The organism is [Clostridium] scindens ATCC 35704 (genome assembly GCF_004295125.1).
Classification (GTDB): domain Bacteria; phylum Bacillota; class Clostridia; order Lachnospirales; family Lachnospiraceae; genus Clostridium_AP; species Clostridium_AP scindens.
This window is the reverse complement of the sequence record NZ_CP036170.1, coordinates 1968074-1992202: the sequence shown is the minus strand read 5'-3', so window position 1 is coordinate 1992202 and position 24129 is coordinate 1968074. Positions and strand designations below refer to the sequence as shown.

Here is a 24129-nt window from a genome sequence, read left to right as displayed (position 1 = left end):
ATTCCATAAGGCTTTCAGAATCCTTATTTTAAAAATCACCCACTTTTTTTGTCGAAAACACTTGACAAATCTCCCAAAATTTGCGGCGAAGCCGATTGATTATATTCTATTTCAATCGACTGAAGGCGATTATTATGTTACCTGTTAATACTGGTGGCCATGCCGCTTATTAAGATACTTTCGTATCTGAATTCCTTAAATTTTATCCTGACCCTTTTGCACTCTCTAAAAGTACTTGGGATTATATCGTGCAGTTCTAGTTTCTTGACTTCCATCACTATCTGGTGCCGCATGCTCAGGGAAACTCCTCTCTACGCTATCTTAAGTGGATTCCCCTTCGGGGATACTCTAAAAAGAAAGGCGATAAAACTCCTTGCGATTCTTCAAGCATCGCTTCTAAACTTCTTCCTTTGCTGGAACGCTGGCAGTTGAAACCGGAAAATCCTTTTTTTCTTATTTTCCGGCTCTATAAACAGCAGTTCCTAAGTATTTCTGTCCGCAAAGGGCTGATTGATCCGTACCATCCGGCACTTGCCGATGACGGCACTCCTGTCCGCACTTCCGCATAACAGCGAAAAAAGCGAACCTGCGATTGTAAGGAAAACGGCTGTTTTTCCTGTAACTGTAAACGTCAATACTCTCAGCCTGACTGCAACTGGGGATGGGACTCTCATCGGGAATACTATTTCTTCGGCTGCCACCTCTACATGTATGTGGCATCCGATTCCTACAGCGACCTCCCGATATTCCCACTTTTGGAACGGGCTTCCCGGCATGACATGCTTTCACTTCTCCATTCCTTTTTGACCATGAAGGCATACCTTCCGGAATTCCGCATTGAAAAACTTCTTCTGGATTCCGCACAAGATACTTACCCTGTCTATAAATATTGCAGACAGGTAAATATCACACCCTTTATTGACCTTAATCCCGGTCATACCGGACATTTTACTTATAAGGATGATTTCACCATTGATGACGATGGTGTCCTGATCTGTAAGATGGGCTTACGTATGCATAAGGATGGATATGAGGCTGCCAAGCACCGGGCAAAATGCCGGTGTCCAAAAGCCAATCGGAAGTACGGCTGCTTCTGTGAATATCCCTGTTCACCGGCGAAATACGGCAGGACCGTACATATCTTTACCGACGACAATCCAAGATAGAATTTTTCAAGGCATAGTACCCGCTATGTCCAACGTTTATGTCCATTTCTCACAAATTTCTTTTCCTGCACGATATTCAGTTGTCAATTTTCAGTTGGGATCTCATTCATTGAGATTCCGAGAAGTTATTATAGTCCGTTTTTATGGATATGGACTATTATATAATTTCAACTTATTTTAACAAACGCATTTGTTAAAATGTTTTCAATTTCAATACATTTTCTCTCATTTTCACCACATTTTTTTGAAATTAATACTTCAATTGTAAAATATAAAATCGTGTTTTATTTTCACTCTGATAAATCGTTACTTTTCCACTGAAACGGTTTACATCCTTTCTGCTGTTTAAAATTTCGATAAAAAGTCGCTTTTGATTGAAATCCAACTTTTGAAGATATCAAATCTATTGATTGATTTGTAGTTTTAATCAATTCACAAGCTTTATCAATTCGATATCGATTAATATATTCTGAAGGTGAAACATGCATACACTCATAAAATGTTTTCCTAAAATAAGACTCACTCATATAACATACTTTCGCTAATGTTGATATGCGTATCGTCTCATTGTAATGATCCATAATATATTGAATTGATGGAAAAATATAGTCAAAACTATCCTTTCTATCTTTTTCATTGTTTATATCGTCCCCTTGAAAATCCCTAATAATATTAATAATTAGTATTTGTATAATCCCGGTCAAAATTTCATACTGCATAAGTCCTATATTTTCAAGTTCACTAAATAACAGATGAATCGACAACCCTATTTTAGGTTTATCCAAATAGTTAAACACCTGAATTTTATTTTTTTGGTGAATCATTGTTTCCAATAATACTTTATTACAAGTATTAAAAAAGGAGCCAACAGCCTGTTCATCTATTAATACACTTTCCCATAGGGTATCATCTTTGCTTTCACATTTGACTGTGTATGCAACATTTGACAAGATTACAAAATAATCTCCCGGACTATATGAATATGACATTCCTTCTGAATTTACGAATCCATATCCACTTTTACACATGCCAATTTTCATCCATTTAGAATAATAAGGTGTATTCTTATTTTTCCCTGGTTTATATTTTTCTCTTATAATTTCATAGTTTCGAATGTATTCCTTGGGATAAATTAAACCTTCGAAACAATTGCCCCTACTCTGCTTTTCCATTTTACGCATCCTTAATCAGTTTACTACCATATAGGAACGCATTATCTTTTTAGTTTTAAGACAATAGTATCAAAACCTTCTATTGTAGATTTTTTATAATTCCCTAAAATGATTTGAGAATTTCGAGTATCAATTTCCATTTTGACGGAATGCATATTGAAATTCTGAATAAAAACATATTTATTTTCACTAGAACTCCTTGTTGTAACTTCAACACCATTTGGAATGCTTTTTACAGGTACAAAAAGTTTTGAATCTTTTACGATTTTTTTAATAACTTCATCATAAAATCCTTGTTCGAAATCAGCACAAATATAATATGCATTGCCTCTACCAAACCGATTTTTTGTAGCTGTTGGCATTCCCGCATAAAAGTCTTCTCCATAAACTGCTAACACTTCTGCTGAAGTAGTTTTTACAAGATCACAAAGATTTTTGCATTTCCATTCCGAAGTCATTTTCAAAGAGTTGCCCTTTACAGGGATTGAAGTATTACTTTCCCAGTCGTATAATGCATCAATTTCTGTACTCCGAATCCCAAATACATCCATCAATCCATGCGGTGTTCCCCCGAGATAACACAGATCTGTATCATCTACGATTCCTGACCAATAAGTCATGATTACAGTCCCGCCATTTTCTACAAATGTTCTTACTTTATTTTCAAAGCCATCTCTGAACATGTACAACATCGGAATTGCAACAATCGAATATGACTCCAATGCCTGCTCCATGTCAATCACATCAACATCTAAGCCCAGTTTTCTAAATGCATAATATGATTTTTCTACAGTTTCTTTATAATATAGGCCTTTATTCCTTGGTCCCTGTGCATCCTCCATTGCCCAACGATTTTCCCAGTCAAACAACACGGCTACTTTAGCCTCTACCTGCGTACCAACAATTTCTTGAAGCTGTTCAAGAGATTTACCTACTCGAGTAACTTCATCAAATACTCTTGTATCACTACCTCCGTAATGATCAATCACAGCCCCATGAAATTTTTCTGAAGAACCTCTGCTCTGACGCAATTGAAAATACTGAACACTGTCGGAACCATGTGCAATAGCCTGTAATGACGCAAGATGAAGCATCCCTGGTTTTTTCAGTTTACTCACAGGTTGCCAATTCGTAGCCGCTGGACAACTTTCCATCAATAAGTATGGTTGATGTTTAATGCTTCTCATAATATCATGTTGCATTCCATTATCCATTGCAGTTAAATATTCTGCTTTTTTATGCCACTGTGGATAATTATCCCAAGAAATAATATCTACAACATCTTTGAATTTATGATAATTGAGCCCCTTATAGTCATACATCATATTGATTGTTGTGGGTTTTTCTGAACCTGCATCTCTAATTGCCTTAACTTCATGACGTACAAAATCAACCGTTCTGTCAGTCACAAAACGTTTCCAGTCCAAATTTAAACCGTGAAGCCCATATTCTCCACATAATGAAGGGCTCTCAATTTGTTCGAAACCGTTGTATCTGTGACTCCAGAAAGTAGTTGCCCACGCAAAATTCAGCCTATCTATTGTCTGATATTTTTCTTTTAACCATTCACGAAATGCTTCCTGACAAAGCGGACAGTGACATTCTCCGCCATATTCATTGGAAATATGCCACGCAATTACACCGGGGTGATTCCCAAAACGTTTTGCCAGCTCCGTATTCATTTTTCTCGTTTTTTCTCTATATACTGGTGATGTATAACAATGATTATGTCTCATTCCATACAGAAATCTATTACGTTTTTCATCCACACGCAATACTTCCGGATATTTATCAGACATCCATTTTGGTCTAGCTCCGGAAGGTGTTGCAAGTATTACAGAAATACCATTTTCGTATAATCTATTGATAATTGTTTCCATCCATCCAAAATCATACTGTTCTTCTTCTGGTTCAAGCATTGCCCATGAGAAAATTCCTAATGTCACTTCATTAATATGTGCTTTTTTGAAATATTCAATGTCTGTTTCCAAAACACATGGATCATATAACCATTGTTCCGGATTATAATCTCCACCATGTAATAAGCTGTTAATGTAATAGTTTTTCACTTTTATTCCCCCCTGTGATATAGCCATTGATGAATCAACCACAGTTCTTCAAGACAATATTTCTTTTCCTTCATCCATGCTTATATATTTCTATATCCATTCGGATGGCTTTGATGCCAATTCCATGCGGTTTGAATAATTTCTTTCAGACTGTTGTGTTTAGGTTTCCATCCAAGAACATTCTTTGCTTTTTCGCTAGAAGCTATAAGCACTGCTGGGTCCCCTTCTCGGCTCTCTGTTTCCACAACCTTAATTGATTGACCAGTTACTTTTTCTGCCATTTCAATTACTTCTCTTACAGTAAATCCCACTCCGTTTCCTAAGTTAAAAATATTGCTTTCATTTCCAGCCATAAGATATTTTACGGCCAAGATATGCGCCTGAGCTAAATCTATAACGTGGATATAATCACGGATACATGTACCATCTTTTGTTGGATAGTCTGTACCAAATACTGAAATATGTTCGCGTTGTCCATTAGGTACCTGAAGAATCAGTGGAATCAAGTGTGTTTCAGGATTAGATGGCTTTGTTTCCCCATAGCAGTTTGTAGGTTCTGTTCTATCATTTTTGTCACTTCCCTCTTTTTGCTCATATAATGAAACCAATCTAACTACTCCTTATGCAAGTTTACAATTTTAAATCTATAAGTTACCTCTTTTTCTGAGAAACGATATTTTTCTGGTAAATCAGGCCCGCAAGAAGCTGTTCCAAGCCCAGATACTTTGTAGTCAATACGCACATGAACATTTCCATCTGGATGTAACTCATCTGTATGTTTTGCTCGATCTAAATCATCAATTGTATATTTTGAAACATTACATTCAAAACCATCTTCTGATTGGAATTCTAATTTGCCCAATGTAAGTCGTTTTACATTCATATGATTTCCATGTTCTTGTGGATATACATAATTCACATATTCAGAATCTACATCACTTTCGTACGCACCAATACTTGCACAGTGACTCATATCACAGTAGTTTTCCCATGGTCCTCTGCCGTAATAAGAGAATGCACTTGCTTGTTCAGTCAAAGTAAATTCCATACCTAATCTAGGCATCCATGTTGCATCTTCACGAATCTTGCCATTAAATCCAATTTCCACAGTTCCACCCACTGTAATTCTTATTTCCATATCATATAAAAGAACTGGTTTTCTAGAAATTCCTGCTAAAGATCCCTTAAGAAGAATTTTGTCATCGCAAATATCACATTCATACACTTTTGTAAATGCACAATCAAGATTTTCCCCTTGCCAAATATTCACATTCGCCCAGAATGGTCTCATTTTCGCATCATTGTCTGTCGTTGCACGGAACATCGAGAATTTGCTTGTTCCAGCCAATTGCTCTACTCCATCTACGATCATGCTTGTAAATCCACCGTAAATTTTAGAAAATACGTATTGGAATCCTTCTCCCGAAGCGTAAATATGATATTGATCTTCTGTTAATGTAAGGGATGCTTCACTTACAGTTTCTTCTACTTTATATGAAAGTTCATGTTGTGTTTGTGCATATTCTTTGTCTGCTTTTGTTAATCTAGTATTCAAATACACTCCATATTGGCAAGTAGTTTCTGTATATGGAATTTCCAGTGTTACAGTTTCATGAGGTGCTACATCTAGATTCAGAGTTACTTCTTCTCCTTTTACTCCATCTACTTCTACCCAATATGTAAAGTCGTATTCATTAAGATTTGTAAAGTCTAGGCGGTTATATACACTAAGGACACCGTCTTCGCATGATGTACGAATTGGTTGGAATGCTGCCTTTGCTTCCATGGTTCCTGCTTTAAATGATCTGTCTGCAAATACAAGGCCGTCACAACAGAAATTACCATCATTTGTTAATTCCCCTTCAAAGTCTCCGCCATATTTTGCGACACCATCTACCATAACTACATGGTCTGTCCATTCCCAAATACAGCCACCGATTAATTTTGGATATTTATCAAAAATTTCATTATATTCATATACATCTCCAGGACCATTTCCCATCGCATGAGAATATTCACATAAAAATACTGGCATACAAATATCCTTTGTAACCGCTGCCTTTTCTAACTCTTCAAAGGTAATATACATTCTTGAATACACGTCTGCATTGTGGATTTGTTGCTTTCTAGAAGCATCTTCACAATGAATCAATCTGGAATTATCGCGGTTTCTTGTCCAGCGAATCATTGCCACATGGTTGACTCCATGACCACTTTCATTTCCTGTAGACCACATAATAATGCTGGCATAATTCTTGAATGTTTCTACCATTCTTTCCATACGTTCTACATGTTCACCTTGCCATTCCAATGTAGATGCAGGCCAATCATTAGAGTCCATATCAAAATGATACTCTACATTTGGCAAACGACGAAGGAATCCATGGGTTTCAATGTCTGTTTCACAGATTACGTACAAACCGATTTCATCACACATTTCCATAAATTTGGGTGTAGGTGGATAATGTGCAGTACGAACACAGTTCATATTTAATTCTTTCATTAAAAGTAAGTCTTTACGAAGTTCTTCGTCTGTCTGGCACCATCCATTATATTGGTGAGTATCGTGATGGTTTACACCGTGAAGTTTTACTGACATTCCATTAATCAACAATTCATATTGATTAGAAACTTCTATTGTTCTCAAACCGATACGGAACTTTAATTCTTCTCCCTCTCTCTTTAATACCACATCATAGAGAGCTGGTTTTTCTGCATTCCATAAAACTGGATTTTCCACTTCATAAGTAAATTCATTTTCCATCTGTGTTTGCACTAACACTTCGCCTTCAAAAGCAATGGATACCTCACAAGCACCTTCAGACACAATATGAATATTTTTTTTATTTGGGATAATTTCTACGTCTTCTATATGGCCAAACGGTCTTTGTAAAATATAAGTATCTCTGAAAATACCATTAAAACGAAGGAAATCTTGGTCTTCTAAATAACTTCCACAGCACCATTTTAAAACTTTGACAGTTACTTTATTTGTTCCTTCTTTTACATATTCTGTAATATCAAATTCTGCTTGTAGATGGCTGCCTTGTGTGAATCCAACATAAGTATCATTAATATATAGGTATGCACAAGACGATACACCTTCGAATAGGTAGTACACTTTACCCCATTTTTTCTCAAGTTCGAATTCTCTTTCATACACTCCACAAGGATTATCTGTTGGTACGTAAGGAGGATCACAAGGATATGGATAGTTAATGTTTGTGTAGTTTGGATTTTCGTATCCGTATAACTGCCAGCAAGAAGGAACGTTTATCTTATCCCACTGTTTAATCTTTTCTGGAACATCAATATCTCGATTAAAATATGCAAATTTCCACTCTCCATTTAATAATAAATATTGGGAACATCCACCTGGTATGTAGTAACTTCTTGGTGATTTCCTATTTTCACTTGTAAACTGAATATTTTCGTAAGCTCTCATCATCTTTTATTCCACCTTTCTTTTCGTTTGATTGAAACTTGATACGTCTGCAACAATTGGCTACTTTTCATTCACATTTGGCATGTATTTATTTCTCTTCTGAGTTATGATGACATTGTAAAAACAGAAAAGAGAAATAAGAATATGAAAAAATAAATTGAATATTATATAAAGGCTATGGTGCAGTTTACGGCGGTCGCCGTTCATTTTAGCTAATTAGCAGCTGATTACCTTGAATTGATTTTAATCGTATAATGTTTGGTGGCTCTTTTCATGATGGAGTTCGCCGATACTTCATCGTTTAGGATCATCGCTTTCCAGTTGTCTGTATCGCGCTGCGAACACACGATAGTGCTTTTTCGTTGTTCGTACCGCTTCTCAAGGAGCTCAAAGAGTATCTTGGTTTCACGTTCGTCTGTGATCGTGTGGAGTAGAAAGTCATCCAGTATAATTAGTTCCCATTTGAGATACTTTTTCATCTTACGAGCGTATTTATCGTAATCCTGTTCTTTTAGAGCAACCATACTTTCCAAAAGTTCCTCACTGTGAAAGCATACGACGTTATACCGGTTGCAGGCTTTGATACCAATCGCTTTTGCGAAGTAGGACTTGCCAGCATCAGATTCGCCAAGAATGCAAAGATTATAGCCTCTTTCAATGAAATCCAGTGATGAAAGAACTTCTGTTATACCAGAGGGCAGATATTCTCTTCTGTCAGAATCAACACAATCAGTTAATTCTTCAGGACATCCCTATAGATATGCGACTGTTAATCGATTCTTCAGCGTTGTACTGACCTTTTCCTGAAACTGTGGTCCGATTAGTTCTGCAACCAGAGTAAGATTGTCCATTTCAAGGAATCCAGGTTTGTGGTACAAATCATCCAGTGTAACTGTCATTGTTGAAAGCTTGAGTTCATTCAACTCATCAACAAGCTCATTCATAAGTGCAGTTCCGGTAAGCATCAGTCGTCCACCTCCTCTCTCATCTGATCCGCAAGAGCTTTACTGTGGGATAAAAGAATATCAATACTGGAAGCTTCCGGTGGCATTAAAATGTATATTTCTGTTTATTCAGTGCAATCGCCCCAGGCACATTCGATAGGTCTGGACTTCGTACTGTCTGGATTGAAGAATCGTTCGGATAACGGTCTCTGTATTCTTGCCAATGAACTGAGCCTTTTGGATAAAGCAAGGACCGTTCCACTGAGTAAACCCTTTATAGTTATCCGGCAGATGCTCCGGATTGGTTGACCACTGACCTTTGCGAGTTGCTCTTGGCCATTCACACAGGAATACCCCAGCAAGAGAATAGATACGAACAACGGCCGACGAAGCCTTAATGGATACTGTCTTATGCAGAAACGATTTATCTACGCTATAATAAGCATTGTCAAAGCGTACGTGAAAATCGCTTGATACCTTTGCCGTTTTTCTCTCCATGTACTCGTAATGCATGGTGGGAAGCGTCATCAATTCAAGTTTCTCCTCTTCCCAATAGTAGGATCTATTGTGTTCTTTCTTCTTGAATGGCTTCTTGTTAAGAGCATCCAGCTCCTTCCAGAGATCTTTATTGAACTGTTCTAGAGAGAAATACTGTCGTTCTTCAAGCTTATGGAAGAAACCTTTCTCAAGAATGCCTGTTGCGTTTTCTACATAGCTCTTGAACTTTGGTTCTGGTTCGATCCAATCCTGATTAACGATGACAGCCTGCTTACAATTATCACAGACAACTAATGCCGGAACTCCACCGAAGTAATCCAGTGCATGATTATTCGCATCAATCCACTGAGGTTCCTTTGTGGAGAGCATTCCTTCAGCATAGATATACTGTGAATATGGCAGGATTGCTACAAACACAACAATCGTCAGGATCTCACCGGTAAGTGGATCAGTCATAGAGAATGTCTGGCCTGCGAAATCAACCTCCATCTTCTGAGCAATCACGGCATTGAAGTGCGCTGTTTCATAATTCTCTTCGCACCATCTGTTGTAGAACTCACAATACTGACTGTACTGATAGAAGCGGGCACCTTCTTCTTCACATTTTTTCTTATAGCAATTCCATAGGTCCTCACACTTCTTGAAAGCCCGTAAGAAGTTGTTAACTCCAGATATGCTGGCTCCAATTTGACGGGCTATTTCACTGCCTGACATGGACAGTGCGTAATGTTTGATAATGATGTCTTTGTAATCTAGCTGTATACATAATCCTACTTAAAAATGATGTATTCACCAGCACTCTGATGGCTACCATCATTATATCGGAGTAGTTACCTAGACATCGTATATATCGGCTGTTCAGAAACAGAATGCGGCCGTTTTGCGCCGCAATATGCACTATGGAGTTCTATGCTGCTTTCTATAAAGCATTATAGGATTCAATTTCTTATTATTCCATATACTATATAAGACAAAATATGCACAAAATAATACTATAAAGTTTAATCGGGTAGATAATTATTTTATCTACCGAACTCCCACACCACCGTGTGTCAGACTGTCTAACGATTTACAATGTGAGTCTGATTTACGGTGCTTTTTTATTTTTTAGTGTCATGTATCTATACTACCATCATATATTCTTTGTTTTTAATAAAATTTACACATTTACTCCTCCGCCTTTTTATGAATTATTCAAATTTCTTTATTAATTCTTGTGTTGAAAACATACAAAATAATCGCTTAAAGTTATAAGTGATAAACATAGATGCAACTTCTGCATCAACATTTTCTTATCTGCATCGAAGAAAGAAACTATATCCAAGGCTTCTTTTTATCGTCCCAAATGGATGTTCAACGATGCATCTCCTCTGCTTATAAACCTCGTTATTATCCATGGTTTTCTTATATACAGTTTCCAAAACATCTTCATGCTCCCAACGTTATACGGTTCTTCCAGACGAAGAAGTAGTACAGTCTTTTTTATACTTGCAAGAATTGCAATCGGAACATTTATATTTTCGATATTTCATGCCATTTTTTGATGTGTTTTCAAAAAATGCAAGTTTATATCCACCCGGACATGTGTATTCATCAGTCTTAGTGTCATATATAATCTTTTCTTTACGGAATTCATTATCTTTAGTAGCATTATTAGCTTTAGTTTTTTTAATATAGACATTCATTCCAGCATCAACACATTTTTTGATTTCCGTTCCATTATAATAGCCTGTATCTGCAATAACTGTAGATTTCAGTGTAACAGAAAAAAGGGCCCGTCAACTATTCCTGCACGGAATAACTGGCGGGCTTTCCTTTTTGCTATACTGACAAAAATTTTAATATCCGTTCACGTTTTGGAGACCGGGCAGCTTCCGTTCCCGCAGATATTCATCCGCTTCTAACAGGAAGTTGCAGTCCGCCCCATACTGGGTTTCTTTTTCCGAATAGAGGATTAACCGCTCCCGGTATGCCTCATAGCAGGAGGAGGCCGGGGAAACGGACCGTTCCGCCCTTGCCATTAAATCCCCCGCTTCGTCCGGCGTAAGCGGTGTGACGTACCGATAGAACAACGAGTATGCAATCATAGGGATACAACAAGTTCTCCTGCATATGCACCACCTCCTTCGTCTGAAATGCCGACAGGTAACGATTGCAAAAACCTCCGGCGGTTGATATATAAAACAAATGAGCACGGCTAAAGAGCAGTACTCTCATAACATATGCGTTTGAAACGCTGTATTCATTTTTTATTTCCAGCAAAAGGGGACACTACCCCTTACCCCATAAATCCTTTAAAACACTTGTGCCGGTGAAACGGCAGGAAACTTTCATTCTCTGAAACATAGCGGCTGCGGCTCTGCATACAGTCCGTAGCCAAATCCTTTATGCGCTATATATTGTATCTATAAGAACATAGTTTGTCAAGATATAGTAATACAATTTTTTGAAGGGAGGCGAAGCCGTGAAACAGAACAGTTACGGCTATGTGCGGGTATCCAGCACAGACCAGAACGAGGACAGGCAGCTTTTGGCCCTGAAAGAAAAGGGTGTGGTGAAAATGAATATCTATATGGATAAGCAGTCGGGGAAGGACTTCAACCGCCCCCAGTATAAGAAACTAGTAAAGAAACTGAAAGCCGGGGATTTGCTGTATATCCTGAGCATTGACCGTCTGGGACGGAACTATGAGGAAATCCAGAACCAATGGCGGGTACTGACAAAGGAGATCGGCGTGGATATCTGCGTCCTTGATATGCCGCTTTTGGATACGAGGAACGGCAAGGACCTGATGGGAACCTTTATTGCAGACCTTGTATTGCAGATATTGTCTTTTGTGGCGCAGAGCGAGCGGGAGAACATTAAAAAGAGGCAGGCGGAAGGGATTGCGGCGGCGAAGGCAAAAGGCGTGAGATTCGGCAGACCGGAAATCCCGGTTCCCGATAATTTCGGGCGGATTGTGCGGCAATGGGAGAAACAGCAGATTTCCTTTTCCGCCGCATTGGAACAGTGCGGCATGAGCGAGGCCACCTTTTACCGGCGTCTGAGGGAATACCGGCTGAGGAACAAACGGCAGAAAGAAAGCGGACTGTCATAAGGTACACCTTTTGATAAATGCCGTTGTCCGGCTTTTGCAATATCCTCCCCGACAAAAGATACAGAAAAAGTGGGTTTCAGTGCGTCAATTTTCGTGAAATCTATTGAAAATTCCGACTGCATCGATTATAATTAAAAAGTATCTGTGGGCTTTCAAAAGGTGTACATTTTGATAGTTCATCGCAGACTATTTTTGTTCCAGCAGACGATATTCTCTTAATTTCCTATAAAATGTTGCTTTACTCATTTTGCATAATTCCAAAACTTCCGGCAGAGGGATTTTTTTCTTTTCCCAGTCATGGACAAGTTCTCCAAAGTTTTCCGGGAGTGCGATTTCTGGTCTGCCGAATTTTATGCCTTTTGCCTTTGCGACAGCAATACCCTGTGCCTGCCTTTTTCTGATGTTTTCACGTTCATTTTGTGCCACAAACGATAATATCTGTAACACAAGGTCAGCAATGAACGTTCCCATCAAATCTTTTCCGTTTCTTGTGTCCAGTAAGGGCATATCTATTACACAAATATCAACTCCTTTTTCTTTAGTAAGCATTCTCCATTGTTCCTGTATTTCAAGATAATTTCTGCCTAGACGGTCAATACTTAGAATATAAAGTAAATCGCCGTGTTTTAATTTTTTGATGAGTTTTTTATATTGCGGACGCTCAAAACTTTTTCCAGACTGTTTATCTATGTAAATATTTCTAGAAAGTACGTTTCTTTTTGATAATTCAACAATCTGTCGTTCTTCATTCTGGTCTATGCTTGAAACTCGTACATATCCATAAATTTGTGCCATTTTCTATCAATCCTCCTTTTGATATGGATATATGAGAAGTATCATAAATAAAAAAAGCACCTTACCATAAAAGTAAAATACTTCAGTACTAAATATTTTCTTTTTTCAGTCTTATTCTATATTCAATTTCTGCTATTTTGAAAATACGTCTTATCGCACAGTTTGTAAAGAGTGCTAAAGCATTGCTTTTCAACAAGTTCTTGACAAGCAATGAGATAAAACGTTGATAACAAACAAGCAGAAATGAAATACTATGCTGTTTCACAGCAATAAAAAAGACACTCTATTTCAAGTGTCATTTTTCCATAGCGTTTTATTTCACTTTATAAGTCGTTACATCAGGTTTTTGTTATAAAAGAGATACCACCTTATTTAAGCAATATCTCTTATTTATAATCAATTATTTCTTCGCAAGCAGATAAACATGAGTTGTTTCTTAATATCCTTTTGTTTGGGAAACTCCTAATACCCATTTTGACATAGCCGCTTGGCCTGCTCTCAGGCTTGTCTATTCCTCAATATCCTTTTGCATTGCCTCTTTGATGATTTCTATCCCTTCCACCTCGAAGCAGGTGACCCAGGGATATTCTACATACTTTACGATAATATGATCCGGGATTTCTATTCCCTCCTTTGGGTAATATACGTTTCCCAACTCGCTTTGGTCTGTCTCATACCCCTTCTCCAGCATCGCCTCTTCATCCGCATCGGTAAAACTTACCGACATCTCCTTATATGGAGGCGCGCATCAGCTGGTTATAGTCTCAATATTAAGTACCACATGCTTCCATCCGAACCTTTGCATGTATTCTTTTGCTTCTTCGTTTAATTCTACCACCGTTGTTCCTCCTTTTGCATCGCTATGACTGGAGCCATCCGCTTATTATACCAGCTTTATCATATGTTCTTCAAAGAGCGTCTCAAATGTATTGACCGCGCCTCCATGCTCAACCATCTTCCCGTTAACGACTTTATCAATATCCACGCCTGTAAAGCGCAGCCTTTTATTCGTAGGCTTCATGCCCAGCCACTCGCCCATATGGGTGCCTTCCATTATAAATTCCGAGATTACATAGTCTCCTTCGCAAAACTGACGAAGGATCTTCATAGAATAATCAGGATACGTCTTTTTCACTTCTATCAAATGCGTCTTCATCCCGTCATCCCCCAGAGGTATGTCGTCTTCCCCTATCTTAAGCACGCAGTCCGGTGATACGAAGCGGCATACTTCATCCAACAGATTTTCGGTAACTACCGTCTCGTAAAAATATTTTATCATCTCTTTATTATTCATATACTTCCTCCAGCCATCATGTTCCATTAGTCGTATTCTACCACAGCCATGAAAAAAAAGAAATGGTATCGCTATTCCAGCAGTAAGATCTTCTCCTCCGGCATCATAAGGAAGTCCGGCATTCCCTTCCTGTCGATCAAAGGCCATTTATCCCTTTGCAGAAACCAGCAGATATCCTCCTCGCTTCCCTCTGCGCCCGCCAGGAAATACTTTCTTTCAAAAGGCAGGATCGCACTGCTTTTAACGTTCACAGGAATACAGTTGCTTCCTGCATCTCCCCAGACAGGGATAAATTCATGGGCCCGAACCCCGACGAACGCCACCTTTTCCGGGATGTTTTCATTCAAGCACAAAGTAATCCCCCATTCCGGCACTTCAAGATGGCGGCCGTCTATCCTTTTCGCCTCTGCAATGTTCTTACACCCGGTCAGACGTGCTGTCTCCTTCCTCCCTGGGTTCGCAAAGATCTCCCGGGTGCCTCCGTAACTGATCTGCATCCCATCTGCCATGGTCAGAAGTTCCCTGGTAAACCGATAGATCTCGTCCCGGCTGTGGGATACGAGAACGACCGTTCCCCGGTAATCTTTCAGCAGATCCAGCATCTCCTGCGCAAGCCTGTCTTTCAAGAAGTCATCCAGCGCGGAGAACGGCTCGTCCAGCAGGATGACTTCCGGCTCATAGGCCATGATTCTTGCCAAGGCTACCCTTTGCTGCTGTCCGCCAGAGAGTTCTCCCGGCAGCTGCTTTCCAAGTCCCAGCAGTTGGAACTTTTCCATCATCTCTACGACCCTTCTCCTTTTCTCCTCTTTTCTTCCTTGCAGTCCTGCCGCTATATTCTCCTCCACCGTCATGGTAGGGAACAGGGCGTAATTCTGGAAGAGGTAGCCGATATGTCTCTTCTGAGGCTTCAGGCTGATCTTTTTCGCCGAATCATACAGCAACGTTCCATCCACAATAATCCGCCCCTCATCCGGCGTCTCGATGCCCGCGATGCATTTCAAAGTCATGCTCTTTCCGCAGCCTGAGGCTCCCAGAATGCCGATCCGGTTCTCTTCCGTTTTAAAATCAATATCCAGTTGAAAATTCCCCAGTTTCTTCTTAATCCTAACTTCGATTGCCACTGCTCTTCTCCCTCTGTCCGTATTTCTACCAGCGCTTGACGTTCTTCATGTTCCTGCCAGTGAAAAGATTCATCAGGAAGATGACCGTAAATGCGATGATGAGCACGATAATCACCCAAACTCCGGCCGTCAGATAATCGCCATCCTGGATAACCATGGCAATCTTCTGAGAAATGGTCCCTGTCTTACCGGGAATGTTTCCGGCAAGCATGGAAGTGGCTCCGTACTCTCCCAGTGCTCTTGCAAATGTCAGGATGGTTCCCGAGATAATCCCGGGCCCTGCCGTAGGAATCACTACTTTCCAGAAGATCTTGCCCTCGCTCATCCCCAGAGTCCGTCCCGCATAGACCAGATTTACATCGATCTGCTCAAACGCCGCCCTGGCATTTCGGTACATCAGCGGGAATGCGATCACCGTCGCCGCAATAATGCATCCAATCCAGCTTTGTACTACTTTGATGTCTAATTGATCATACAGAAAGATGCCAAGCGGCCTTCTTCTGCTGAACAGGAGAAGAAGGAAGAAGCCCGCCACTGTAGGCGGCAGCACCATGGGAAGCGTAAGCAGCCCATCCGCCACGGCCTTTACTTTCGGGCCCGCCTTGATTACCTTCCTGGCCGCGAATAACCCCAGGAAAAAGGAGATTATGGTTGCCACCGCTCCTGTCTTCAGCGAGATGTAAAGCGGGCTCCAGTCCAAGCCCTGCAGGACTGCGCCTATTTCCTCCATAGATGCTTCCTCCTTCTTTCCTCTTGTCTATCTGTGCACATCAGTATCAAAATAGTAATTGGAAAATATCTCGCTGGCATGCTCAGATAACACATAATCATAAAAATCTTTTGCGGCCTTGGTCTGGGTATCATCCGCTTCTTGATTATCTACCAGGCAGATCGGATAAATCACGTTTCCTGTCAGATCGTAACCTACCGTCTCCAGTATATTCAGCTCATCCTCATAACCATAGGTATCGGAATAATACGTGGTGCCCACCTCGCAGGAGCCTTCCACCACTGCTGCCAGAACCTTGCTTACATTATCCTGCTCGCTGATCTCCACGCCGCCAAGCGCTTCTGATACTTGTTCCGTAGTGACTGCATCGGGCTCGTCCGTCTTTCCCAGGATTCCCAGATTCACAAGCGCCTGCCTGGTGTATTTGCCTACCGGGACGCTTCCGCCTGCCAGCGCGATGCTCTGGGCATCCTTCAGATTCTCAAGTCCGGTTACCTTGGTTCCACTGTCCTTCCGGGTCACAAGCACCACCTGGTTATTCACCACATTTGCGCGGGTTCCTTCTTTGACCAGTCCATCCTGGTCCAATTGGTCCATCTGCTTCTGGGCAGCCGAGAAGAAAATATCACATTCATACCCTTCCTCGATCTGTGTCAGCAGGGTGCCGGAACTATCCGCATTGAAGGTAATCTTCACATTCGGATTGTTTTTATTATACTTTTCCGCGATTTCCGTCATGACGGTATTCAGGCTTGCCGCGATAAACACCTGGATCTCCGTCTCATCTGCGTCATCCTTCTTAGATTCCTCTGAGGCCTTCTTATCCCTGTCTCCTGTCTCCTTTGCATTGTTGCCTCCACAGCCCGCAAGCACCACTACCATCACTGCTGCCATAAATACTGCCACTGCTTTCTTTTTCATAGAACTTTCTCCTTTTCTTTATTATATTTCCAATGCGGAAGGCTGGCCTGGCGGTGCCAGTTGCCTGCATTCTTCTTCTGAGTACCTCTGGCCCGCAGCGCGTTCTCCATTATGCACTGGCTAAGGCTTTCCCTGCCATTTTCCAAGCCAATGGGCATCAACTCGATGTTTATATTGGTTATTGACGAAGGAACCGCTGCTTTTAGACCTCGCATCCCCCTGTCAAACGCATCTCTCCTGGTCAGTTCCAAGAAATGGGCTTCCTTTAGCGTATCCAGGCTGATGTTGATCCCGTCTACCTAAACTGCTTCAAGCCACGGCAAGGCCTCTTCAAGCAATGCGCCGTTGGTGGTAATCGTCAGTTTCTCAGCCCCTTCAATACGGCGCATCTGCTCCAGCAAGTCAAAGATCCCCTTTCGTACCAGCGGCTCTCCGCCGGTAATTTTAATTCTGCGAATGCCCAGTTCCACTCCTGCTCGGCAGATTCTTATAATCTCGTCGAAAGTCAGGATATCCTCGTGGCACAGTGGTACGACTCCTTCTTCTGGCATTCAGTAGGTGCACCGGAAATTTCAGCGGTCGGTAACAGATATCCGCAGGTAATCGATCTCCCTGCCATACTGATCCTTCATCATCATGCTCCTTTCCCGAATCCACAGTTTGGAAACGTACATGTAGGACAAGACAAGCATAAGCCTCCTTGCCCGAGCCTGTACAGATCCTCTGCTTTTAACTTCTCGTTGCACAGCACTCTTGGAAGGACCAGGTCAAATATGGTCCTTTTCGCGTACATGACGCAGCCCGGCAGTCCCATTATGGGAATGTCTCCATCGTAATAAGCCAGCATGAACATTGCCCCCGGAAGAACCGGCGCGCCATAAGTCACGATGTCCTCCGCCACGTTCTTAATTGCCAGCGGCGTACGGTCATCCGGATCCACGCTCATGCCTCCTGTGCAGATGATCATGTCCATTCCTTTATCGAGCATCTTATGTATAGCATCTGTAATCATTTCCGGCTTGTCATCGCAGATCGCATAGTCTTCCATCTCCACGCCATATTCCTTTAACTTATCTTCGATAACCGGGGTGAAATTATCCACAATACGGTGCTTATATACTTCGCTTCCGGTAGTGATAACGCCAGAGCGCTTCTTTTGGTAAGTCACGATCTGGAAAATAGGCTCTCCCTGTGTCAGGGCCTCTGCCCGACTCATCTTCTCTTCTTCGATTACCAGCGGGATGATCCTGGTTCCTGCAATCTTGTCGCCTTTCTTTACCGGAAAGTTGCCGTGGCGGCTGGCAATCATCATCTCTCCCAGACAGTTTACCGCATTCATCTTCTCCACATCAATCTTTAATACGCCGTCGCAGTCCGCGATCAGTTCAATCTTACCCTCCTTGACTTCCGTCGGGTGCATATTGTCCCCCCTGCACATCCGGCACAAAATCTGTGCAGCCTCATTCTCATGCAGGATACCTTCCTGCTTCTCCCAGACATAAAGATTCTCTTTTCCCACGGAAAGAAGTACTGGGATATCCTCTTCTCTGACGATATGGCCTTTTCTGAATACGGCATCCTTGGTCACTCCCTTGATGATCTGCGTGATATCATGGCAAAGCACATGGCCAGCCGCTTCCTCCGTCTTGATCAGACGCATGGCTCTTTCCCTCCTTAGTATAGTTCGTTCTATTTCATTTGGTCCGCAGCAACACGATTGCGGCGTGCTCTTTCCATAATCATCTCCGCCGCAATGCTGACGGCTATTTCCGCCGGCGTCTCCGCCTGGATATCCAGCCCCATCGGCGTCTTGATCCTTGCCAGTTCCTGGTCTGTATACCCCTCCTGGCGGAGTTTTGCAAAGACCACCTCCTTCTTTTTTCTGCTTCCAATCACTCCGATATAAGATACAGGCGTGCGCAAAATCTGCTTTTCTACCAGAAAGTCATGCTGATGGCCTCTGGTCATGACACAGATGTAGTCATCGGATGTGATATCCCTGCATACTTCTTCCAGATGCTCCATATCTACCAGCCGCGTCCTTCTCACTCCCGGAAATAATTCCGGCTTTGTAAAGTCTTCCCTGTCTTCCAGTACAATACAGTCGAAATTGACTCTTGCAAGCGTAGGAACCGCCTCCTGGGCCACATGGCCGCCGCCGAAAATATAAACTTTGCTGCCTTGCACTAATTTTTCCAGATAGTATTTCGCAGGACTGTCCTGTGGTTCTGACCTTGCTTTGGCACGCGTGGCAGTTTGCACTTCTTTTGGCAGTTCCCCTTCTTCATAGAGATACATCTGCCCGTTCCCTTCTTTTGTAAGATCTATTGCCAGCCAGCACTTTCGATCCTGGTCAAACATCCGGATGGCTTTGATGGACAGATCTATCATCTGTTCATCACCCGATGGTATGTACCTAAAAAAAACGCTTATATCTCCTCCGCAAACCATGCCAAGATCCGCTGCCGGATTCGGATGAAGCCTGAATTCTTCCAAATGGGAGTTCTTGCTGTCAAGCACTTCCAAGGCTCGCTGAATACACTCATGCTCTACCGCGCCGCCGCCTACCGTCCCTCTGATACGCCCTTCTCTTGCAATCAGCATATGTGCCCCCGCGCCCCGGGGCGCGGAGCCCAAACTTGCCACCACAGATACCAGTACAGCATCCTGGCCGCTTTGCAGCATATCCTTTAGTAAAGAAAATAATTTTCTCAACGATTCCATCCCCCTCTTTCATAGCCTTTTATGTCTCCTCAAACTTCTAGCCTATCCCAGGATGCCCGATACATATTTCTGAAAACTTATTTCCGCCGCAGCCTGCACTTCTGCCCTCATCTTCTGATATGCCCGCAGCAGTCTTTCGCCCTCTTCCGTAAGTTGAGAACCTCCGCCTTCCCGGCCTCCCGCAACCCGTTCCATCACCCGGTAGCCTAACTTCTTTTCAATGCGGTTAATCATCTTCCAGGCCTTGGTATAAGACATCTGCATGGCCTGGCAGGCTGCATTCACAGAACCTGTGACCCCAATCAATTCCAGAAGTTGTTCCGTTCCATTTCCAAAAAATTTCTCATCCGTAGCAAGCATCGTCTTGGTAATAACTCGCACCTGGTCATTACGCCCTGCCTCGTCCAGATAAAGTTTCAGCGCCTTTTCATAGTCTTTCTGCGAATTGATCTGAAGCGTTACTCCCACATCTTCTACTGCCAGTTTCGTATCCTGGATACCCAAGCCCTTCGTTATCTCCAACAGATGCTCTATGGCATTTGGCTTGGCTTGATATTCTTCTGTTGATATGGCATTTGTTAACCCAGCCGCCGCCTGACTACCTAATACGATGGGATATCCAGGCTCACCCTGGAATGTCGGGTATGCGAATTCCCCCTCCTTTGCAAGAAGTTCCCTTATCGTGTTCTCCATTACCATGGGAATATCCCCTGGTATGGCCAATATCTTATCGCACTTATCATCAAGCCATTCCATCCCCATCTTTACCGAGTCAATCCAGTCTCCCTGGATAAAGCGTTCGTTTTTCAAAAACATAACGCCCGCATCATTTAAATTCTCTTCGATTACCTCATGACGATACCCCGTAATAACAACCACATCTTCTACATCTGCTTTCCTAAGCGTCCGCACGACCCGCTGTATCATCGTTTCCTTCCCGATTGGCAGCATCGGCTTAAACTCGCCCATCTGAGAAGAAATCTCCGCCACCGTAACTACTGCTCCGTAACGCAATCCAATCACCTCGATCTCACCTGCCTGTTGTGCTGTGTGCCGTAAGCAGGAATCATGTATGGTTATAGTAACATATCTGTGGGGGAAATGGAACTAACACGTAACATTTTTAAGATGGACACGTAACAATACTTAAAAGTGTTACGTGTCAAGCCTATATAACTGGTGTGTAAAACCGCAAAAATCCCCGTGTCAAAATGAAAATAATGGTGTGCAAAATTAAATAAATCTGTAAAAGTACCAATCAAAACCAATGTTTTTACTTTTTCCGGAAAATCCAAAGCATAATTTAGTCCGATTATGCCACCTAAAGAAATACCACATAAATGAATTTGTCCGTCAATTTTGCCGCAATATTCCACAAAGGAAGAATATAAATTTGCGTAGTTTGTCTCTTTGCTGTTAAGAATGGAAGATAAATTCGGGCATATTATATCAGTGCTGTTTTTACATTAGAAACTGTTTCCTTCCAACTTGTCGCATTATACCCTGAACCGTGAATCAAAATCGTTTTCATTGCAGTCTCATTTTAAAGTGTTCGTTCTTTCAAATTTTCCAAAGCGGCAGGATTATTTGAAATAATCGCCCCGACAGTTGAACAGGTTTCCACCTCAGAGCAGTCGCCGCAGGTGGAAACGCCTTTTTCCAAAGCACATTTCCGAATTTCGCATAGACTATCGCAAAATACCGTTTTCGCCCCGTTCATACGGCAGCCCTCGCAGTTAATATGTTCAGGCATAATAGTGGCGTTGTTCAACTCTGCCCACAGCTTCGCTGTTTTCTCACGCAAGGCTTGATCGTTGTTAATTGTCGCAAGGTATGCGTCACATTTTTCGCAGTCCAGCCCACAGTATCCGATCATATCTTTCATAGGTTATACGCCTCCTGCATGTTATTTTTCATCATCAATTTCACGCTCAAAAATGAATACTTCCAGTCATCAGTTCCAGAAATCAAACGCCAGCCCTGTTTTCCATATTCATTAAGTTTTTCAATATACCGTTCCAACTTAATGTGAACATTAACCGATGGCTCTGCACATAAATCAACTGTCATATATTCATACTTCTTCATAAGAAACCGCCTTTCTATGTATGAGTTTTTAAGAAAAGTTTTTCATTATATCCGCAACAAACTGTGCCTGCTGTTTTTTCAGGTATGATTTCACAAAGGGTTTCATCAGCATCTTTTTTGCTTCCACGCACTCTGTAAAATCTATCTCCGTTTCATTGCCTTTATCCGTAAAAACGCCAATCCAATGACCACTCATATTGCTGTTTTGCATATCAAATTCCCATCGTCTGTATGGCTCAACAAGCGTCACGGTAAAAGTCGTAGGATAACCGTCTTTGGTATATTCAATGAATTGCTTATCACTTACAACTTCTGTTTTACTCAGATCACTTCTCCAAGCGTCGTAATTCTCGATGTCCAAAATAAACTCCCACACTTTGCGAAGTTCACTTGGAATCAACGCCTTTATATTTGAAGTCGTCATTTTCACACCCTCTTCAAATCAGTCGTATTTTTCGATATCCACTGTCGCAATCGCCGACTTGTTCGGCTCTCCGGTAACAAGGTCTTGCGGCGCAGGAATTAACATCATAAATCCATCTTTACCATATCTTAGTTCATACCCTTGGGCATAGGCTTCCTCCACGGAAATATGCTGCACCCGCCCGATCACCATAGCTGTAATTCCCGCACCGCTTAAATCCTGTACTTCTTTCAGGGTACATTCCATACTAAGAAACGCCTCATTGATTACAGGGGCGTGAATTGTTTTGGCATAAGAAGCTGTAAACCCTCCTGCCGCAAATTCGTCATCGTCCATTTCATTTTGGCGAATGGTGTTTACCAGCTTGTCGTAGAAACTTATAGGAAGGAAGTTTATACAAAAGCATTTTTCTCTTTGGATATTGGCATAGGTGTGGGTATGCTGATATAAGTTCCCCAGCACGGCAAAGAAAGCGGTTTTATCTCCGTGAAAGCAGCTCCACGAATGAAAGCACACATTCGGCTTACCATTCTCTTTCCAAGTCGTGATTGCAAACAAAACAGTTGGTATTCCTGCTGTCGTTTCAAAGTGTGAAAATAATTTAAATTCCTCTGGATATGAGGGCTTAAAATACTGTGGAAATTCTTTGCCTATTTCTATTTTCATACCAAAACGCCCCTCTCTACTCTTTATTTCAATCCACTCTCCCTATACAGGGAGAGACTATGGTAACTGGCATTTAGGAGGTCAAAATGATATTTCAATCCACTCTCCCTATACAGGGAGAGACTACTCTTGGCATCCTTCTCCACCTCCTTCTTTTCATTTCAATCCACTCTCCCTATACAGGGAGAGACTGATTGTAATATCTCCGATAACTACCGGAATGGTGATTTCAATCCACTCTCCCTATACAGGGAGAGACTATAGCATTTCAGCCACAAGGAAAGCGGATATTATATTTCAATCCACTCTCCCTATACAGGGAGAGACGGAGACGGAGGATTAAAGAGCGCCAATGTTTATAATTTCAATCCACTCTCCCTATACAGGGAGAGACGGTTGTTCTAAAGGATTAATAGATAACATGTACGTATTTCAATCCACTCTCCCTATACAGGGAGAGACCCAAGCACATTCCTGAATGCCGCTTTCATTGATGCATTTCAATCCACTCTCCCTATACAGGGAGAGACTTGGATCCGGATTTTGACATCCTGCTGTTTGCCTATATTTCAATCCACTCTCCCTATACAGGGAGAGACTCCGACCGTTTTACTTATGTTATTATTACAATGACATTTCAATCCACTCTCCCTATACAGGGAGAGACGAATATGAAGCTGCATATGAACAGACAGAGGATATTTCAATCCACTCTCCCTATACAGGGAGAGACGCAATTATGAGTTATTTATCTTCGATTGTAGAACATTTCAATCCACTCTCCCTATACAGGGAGAGACTTTGCTGTTCCTTCTTTCTGTTCCTTCTTTTTGATTTCAATCCACTCTCCCTATACAGGGAGAGACCCATAATGGATGAGACTACTGAATAGATCGCATTATTTCAATCCACTCTCCCTATACAGGGAGAGACGATATAGCCAGTTTGAGGGCTATATATTAAGCGTTATTTCAA

26 protein-coding genes, 1 pseudogene and 1 CRISPR repeat array (1 of these 28 running past the window's edge) are annotated in these 24129 nt (G+C 41.6%); of the genes and pseudogenes, 2 read left to right on the top strand and 25 right to left on the bottom strand.

Going from position 1 to position 24129, the window contains the following annotated elements; all coding sequences use genetic code 11:
• Positions 1–707: 707 nt before the first annotated feature.
• Positions 708–1166, top strand: a complete 459-nt coding sequence (locus HDCHBGLK_RS10120) for a hypothetical protein (protein ID WP_167738458.1) — start codon at positions 708–710, stop codon at positions 1164–1166.
• 290 nt (positions 1167–1456) lie between these two features.
• On the opposite strand, the gene HDCHBGLK_RS10115 is transcribed toward HDCHBGLK_RS10120, so the two are convergent.
• From HDCHBGLK_RS10115 to HDCHBGLK_RS10080, 9 genes and pseudogenes are all read right to left on the bottom strand, one after another.
• Positions 1457–2338 (bottom strand): helix-turn-helix domain-containing protein, encoded by an 882-nt coding sequence (locus HDCHBGLK_RS10115; RefSeq protein ID WP_009248743.1) that lies wholly within the window; start codon positions 2336–2338, stop codon positions 1457–1459.
• A 41-nt stretch (positions 2339–2379) separates the two neighbouring features.
• Positions 2380–4434 (bottom strand): beta-galactosidase, encoded by a 2055-nt coding sequence (locus HDCHBGLK_RS10110; protein ID WP_004604914.1) that lies wholly within the window; start codon positions 4432–4434, stop codon positions 2380–2382.
• 53 nt (positions 4435–4487) lie between these two features.
• Positions 4488–4979: pseudogene (locus tag HDCHBGLK_RS10105) on the bottom strand (GDP-mannose 4,6-dehydratase); the annotation flags it as partial.
• Positions 4980–5020: 41 nt separating this feature from the next.
• A complete protein-coding gene (locus HDCHBGLK_RS10100; RefSeq protein ID WP_004604916.1) occupies positions 5021–7855 on the bottom strand; it encodes a glycoside hydrolase family 2 TIM barrel-domain containing protein in 2835 nt (944 codons plus the stop codon).
• A 224-nt stretch (positions 7856–8079) separates the two neighbouring features.
• Positions 8080–8487 (bottom strand): ATP-binding protein, encoded by a 408-nt coding sequence (locus HDCHBGLK_RS19405; RefSeq protein WP_233440758.1) that lies wholly within the window; start codon positions 8485–8487, stop codon positions 8080–8082.
• Between the two features lie 117 nt (positions 8488–8604).
• Positions 8605–8817 carry a hypothetical protein gene (locus HDCHBGLK_RS19400; protein WP_004604918.1) on the bottom strand — a complete coding sequence of 71 codons (213 nt, stop codon included), beginning with the start codon at positions 8815–8817 and terminating at the stop codon, positions 8605–8607.
• A gap of 108 nt (positions 8818–8925) precedes the next feature.
• A complete protein-coding gene (locus HDCHBGLK_RS10090) occupies positions 8926–10008 on the bottom strand; it encodes a Mu transposase domain-containing protein (RefSeq protein WP_004604919.1) in 1083 nt (360 codons plus the stop codon).
• Between the two features lie 728 nt (positions 10009–10736).
• The gene (locus tag HDCHBGLK_RS20005) at positions 10737–10826 is read right to left on the bottom strand and encodes a hypothetical protein (protein ID WP_230104866.1); all 90 of its coding nucleotides are present in this window, start codon (positions 10824–10826) and stop codon (positions 10737–10739) included.
• A 306-nt stretch (positions 10827–11132) separates the two neighbouring features.
• The gene (locus tag HDCHBGLK_RS10080; protein ID WP_233440652.1) at positions 11133–11315 is read right to left on the bottom strand and encodes a hypothetical protein; all 183 of its coding nucleotides are present in this window, start codon (positions 11313–11315) and stop codon (positions 11133–11135) included.
• 443 nt (positions 11316–11758) lie between these two features.
• Between HDCHBGLK_RS10080 and HDCHBGLK_RS10075 the strand changes: the two genes are divergently transcribed.
• Positions 11759–12391 (top strand): recombinase family protein, encoded by a 633-nt coding sequence (locus tag HDCHBGLK_RS10075; RefSeq protein WP_039909198.1) that lies wholly within the window; start codon positions 11759–11761, stop codon positions 12389–12391.
• Positions 12392–12577: 186 nt separating this feature from the next.
• Here HDCHBGLK_RS10075 and HDCHBGLK_RS10070 read toward each other — a convergent pair whose 3' ends face one another.
• From HDCHBGLK_RS10070 to HDCHBGLK_RS09995, 16 genes are all read right to left on the bottom strand, one after another.
• Entirely contained in the window at positions 12578–13186 is a 609-nt protein-coding gene (locus tag HDCHBGLK_RS10070) for a recombinase family protein (protein ID WP_004604856.1), read from the bottom strand.
• Between the two features lie 508 nt (positions 13187–13694).
• A complete protein-coding gene (locus HDCHBGLK_RS10065) occupies positions 13695–13913 on the bottom strand; it encodes a hypothetical protein (protein ID WP_004604857.1) in 219 nt (72 codons plus the stop codon).
• 156 nt (positions 13914–14069) lie between these two features.
• The gene (locus HDCHBGLK_RS10060) at positions 14070–14480 is read right to left on the bottom strand and encodes an ester cyclase (RefSeq protein ID WP_039909199.1); all 411 of its coding nucleotides are present in this window, start codon (positions 14478–14480) and stop codon (positions 14070–14072) included.
• A gap of 71 nt (positions 14481–14551) precedes the next feature.
• The gene (locus tag HDCHBGLK_RS10055; RefSeq protein ID WP_004604859.1) at positions 14552–15601 is read right to left on the bottom strand and encodes a sulfate/molybdate ABC transporter ATP-binding protein; all 1050 of its coding nucleotides are present in this window, start codon (positions 15599–15601) and stop codon (positions 14552–14554) included.
• A gap of 25 nt (positions 15602–15626) precedes the next feature.
• Positions 15627–16331: a molybdate ABC transporter permease subunit gene (gene modB / locus HDCHBGLK_RS10050; protein ID WP_004604860.1), complete on the bottom strand. Its 705-nt coding sequence runs from the start codon at positions 16329–16331 to the stop codon at positions 15627–15629.
• A gap of 27 nt (positions 16332–16358) precedes the next feature.
• Positions 16359–17252, bottom strand: a complete 894-nt coding sequence (gene modA, locus HDCHBGLK_RS10045) for a molybdate ABC transporter substrate-binding protein (protein WP_004604861.1) — start codon at positions 17250–17252, stop codon at positions 16359–16361.
• Entirely contained in the window at positions 17249–17503 is a 255-nt protein-coding gene (locus HDCHBGLK_RS10040; RefSeq protein WP_009247854.1) for a hypothetical protein, read from the bottom strand. The genes modA and HDCHBGLK_RS10040 overlap by 4 nt, the downstream gene beginning before the upstream one ends.
• 48 nt (positions 17504–17551) lie before the next feature.
• Entirely contained in the window at positions 17552–17803 is a 252-nt protein-coding gene (locus tag HDCHBGLK_RS10035; RefSeq protein ID WP_004604863.1) for a radical SAM protein, read from the bottom strand.
• 83 nt (positions 17804–17886) lie between these two features.
• The gene (locus tag HDCHBGLK_RS10030) at positions 17887–18912 is read right to left on the bottom strand and encodes a molybdopterin-binding protein (RefSeq protein WP_004604864.1); all 1026 of its coding nucleotides are present in this window, start codon (positions 18910–18912) and stop codon (positions 17887–17889) included.
• A 29-nt stretch (positions 18913–18941) separates the two neighbouring features.
• The gene (gene xdhC / locus HDCHBGLK_RS10025; protein ID WP_004604865.1) at positions 18942–19976 is read right to left on the bottom strand and encodes a xanthine dehydrogenase accessory protein XdhC; all 1035 of its coding nucleotides are present in this window, start codon (positions 19974–19976) and stop codon (positions 18942–18944) included.
• A 42-nt stretch (positions 19977–20018) separates the two neighbouring features.
• Positions 20019–20999 (bottom strand): NTP transferase domain-containing protein, encoded by a 981-nt coding sequence (locus HDCHBGLK_RS10020; RefSeq protein WP_130574589.1) that lies wholly within the window; start codon positions 20997–20999, stop codon positions 20019–20021.
• Positions 21000–21052: 53 nt separating this feature from the next.
• Positions 21053–21352, bottom strand: coding sequence for an alpha/beta fold hydrolase (locus HDCHBGLK_RS10015; RefSeq protein WP_233440650.1), 300 nt, complete (start codon positions 21350–21352; stop codon positions 21053–21055).
• A gap of 167 nt (positions 21353–21519) precedes the next feature.
• Positions 21520–21861 (bottom strand): DUF3795 domain-containing protein, encoded by a 342-nt coding sequence (locus HDCHBGLK_RS10010; RefSeq protein WP_004604867.1) that lies wholly within the window; start codon positions 21859–21861, stop codon positions 21520–21522.
• Positions 21858–22064, bottom strand: a complete 207-nt coding sequence (locus HDCHBGLK_RS10005) for a DUF4177 domain-containing protein (RefSeq protein WP_004604868.1) — start codon at positions 22062–22064, stop codon at positions 21858–21860. The genes HDCHBGLK_RS10010 and HDCHBGLK_RS10005 overlap by 4 nt, the downstream gene beginning before the upstream one ends.
• 28 nt (positions 22065–22092) lie before the next feature.
• The gene (locus HDCHBGLK_RS10000) at positions 22093–22488 is read right to left on the bottom strand and encodes an SRPBCC family protein (protein ID WP_004604869.1); all 396 of its coding nucleotides are present in this window, start codon (positions 22486–22488) and stop codon (positions 22093–22095) included.
• Between the two features lie 18 nt (positions 22489–22506).
• Entirely contained in the window at positions 22507–23154 is a 648-nt protein-coding gene (locus HDCHBGLK_RS09995; protein WP_004604870.1) for a flavin reductase family protein, read from the bottom strand.
• 25 nt (positions 23155–23179) lie between these two features.
• Positions 23180–24129: a CRISPR direct-repeat array (repeat unit 33 nt; unit sequence ATTTCAATCCACTCTCCCTATACAGGGAGAGAC); it runs 1704 nt beyond the window's last position.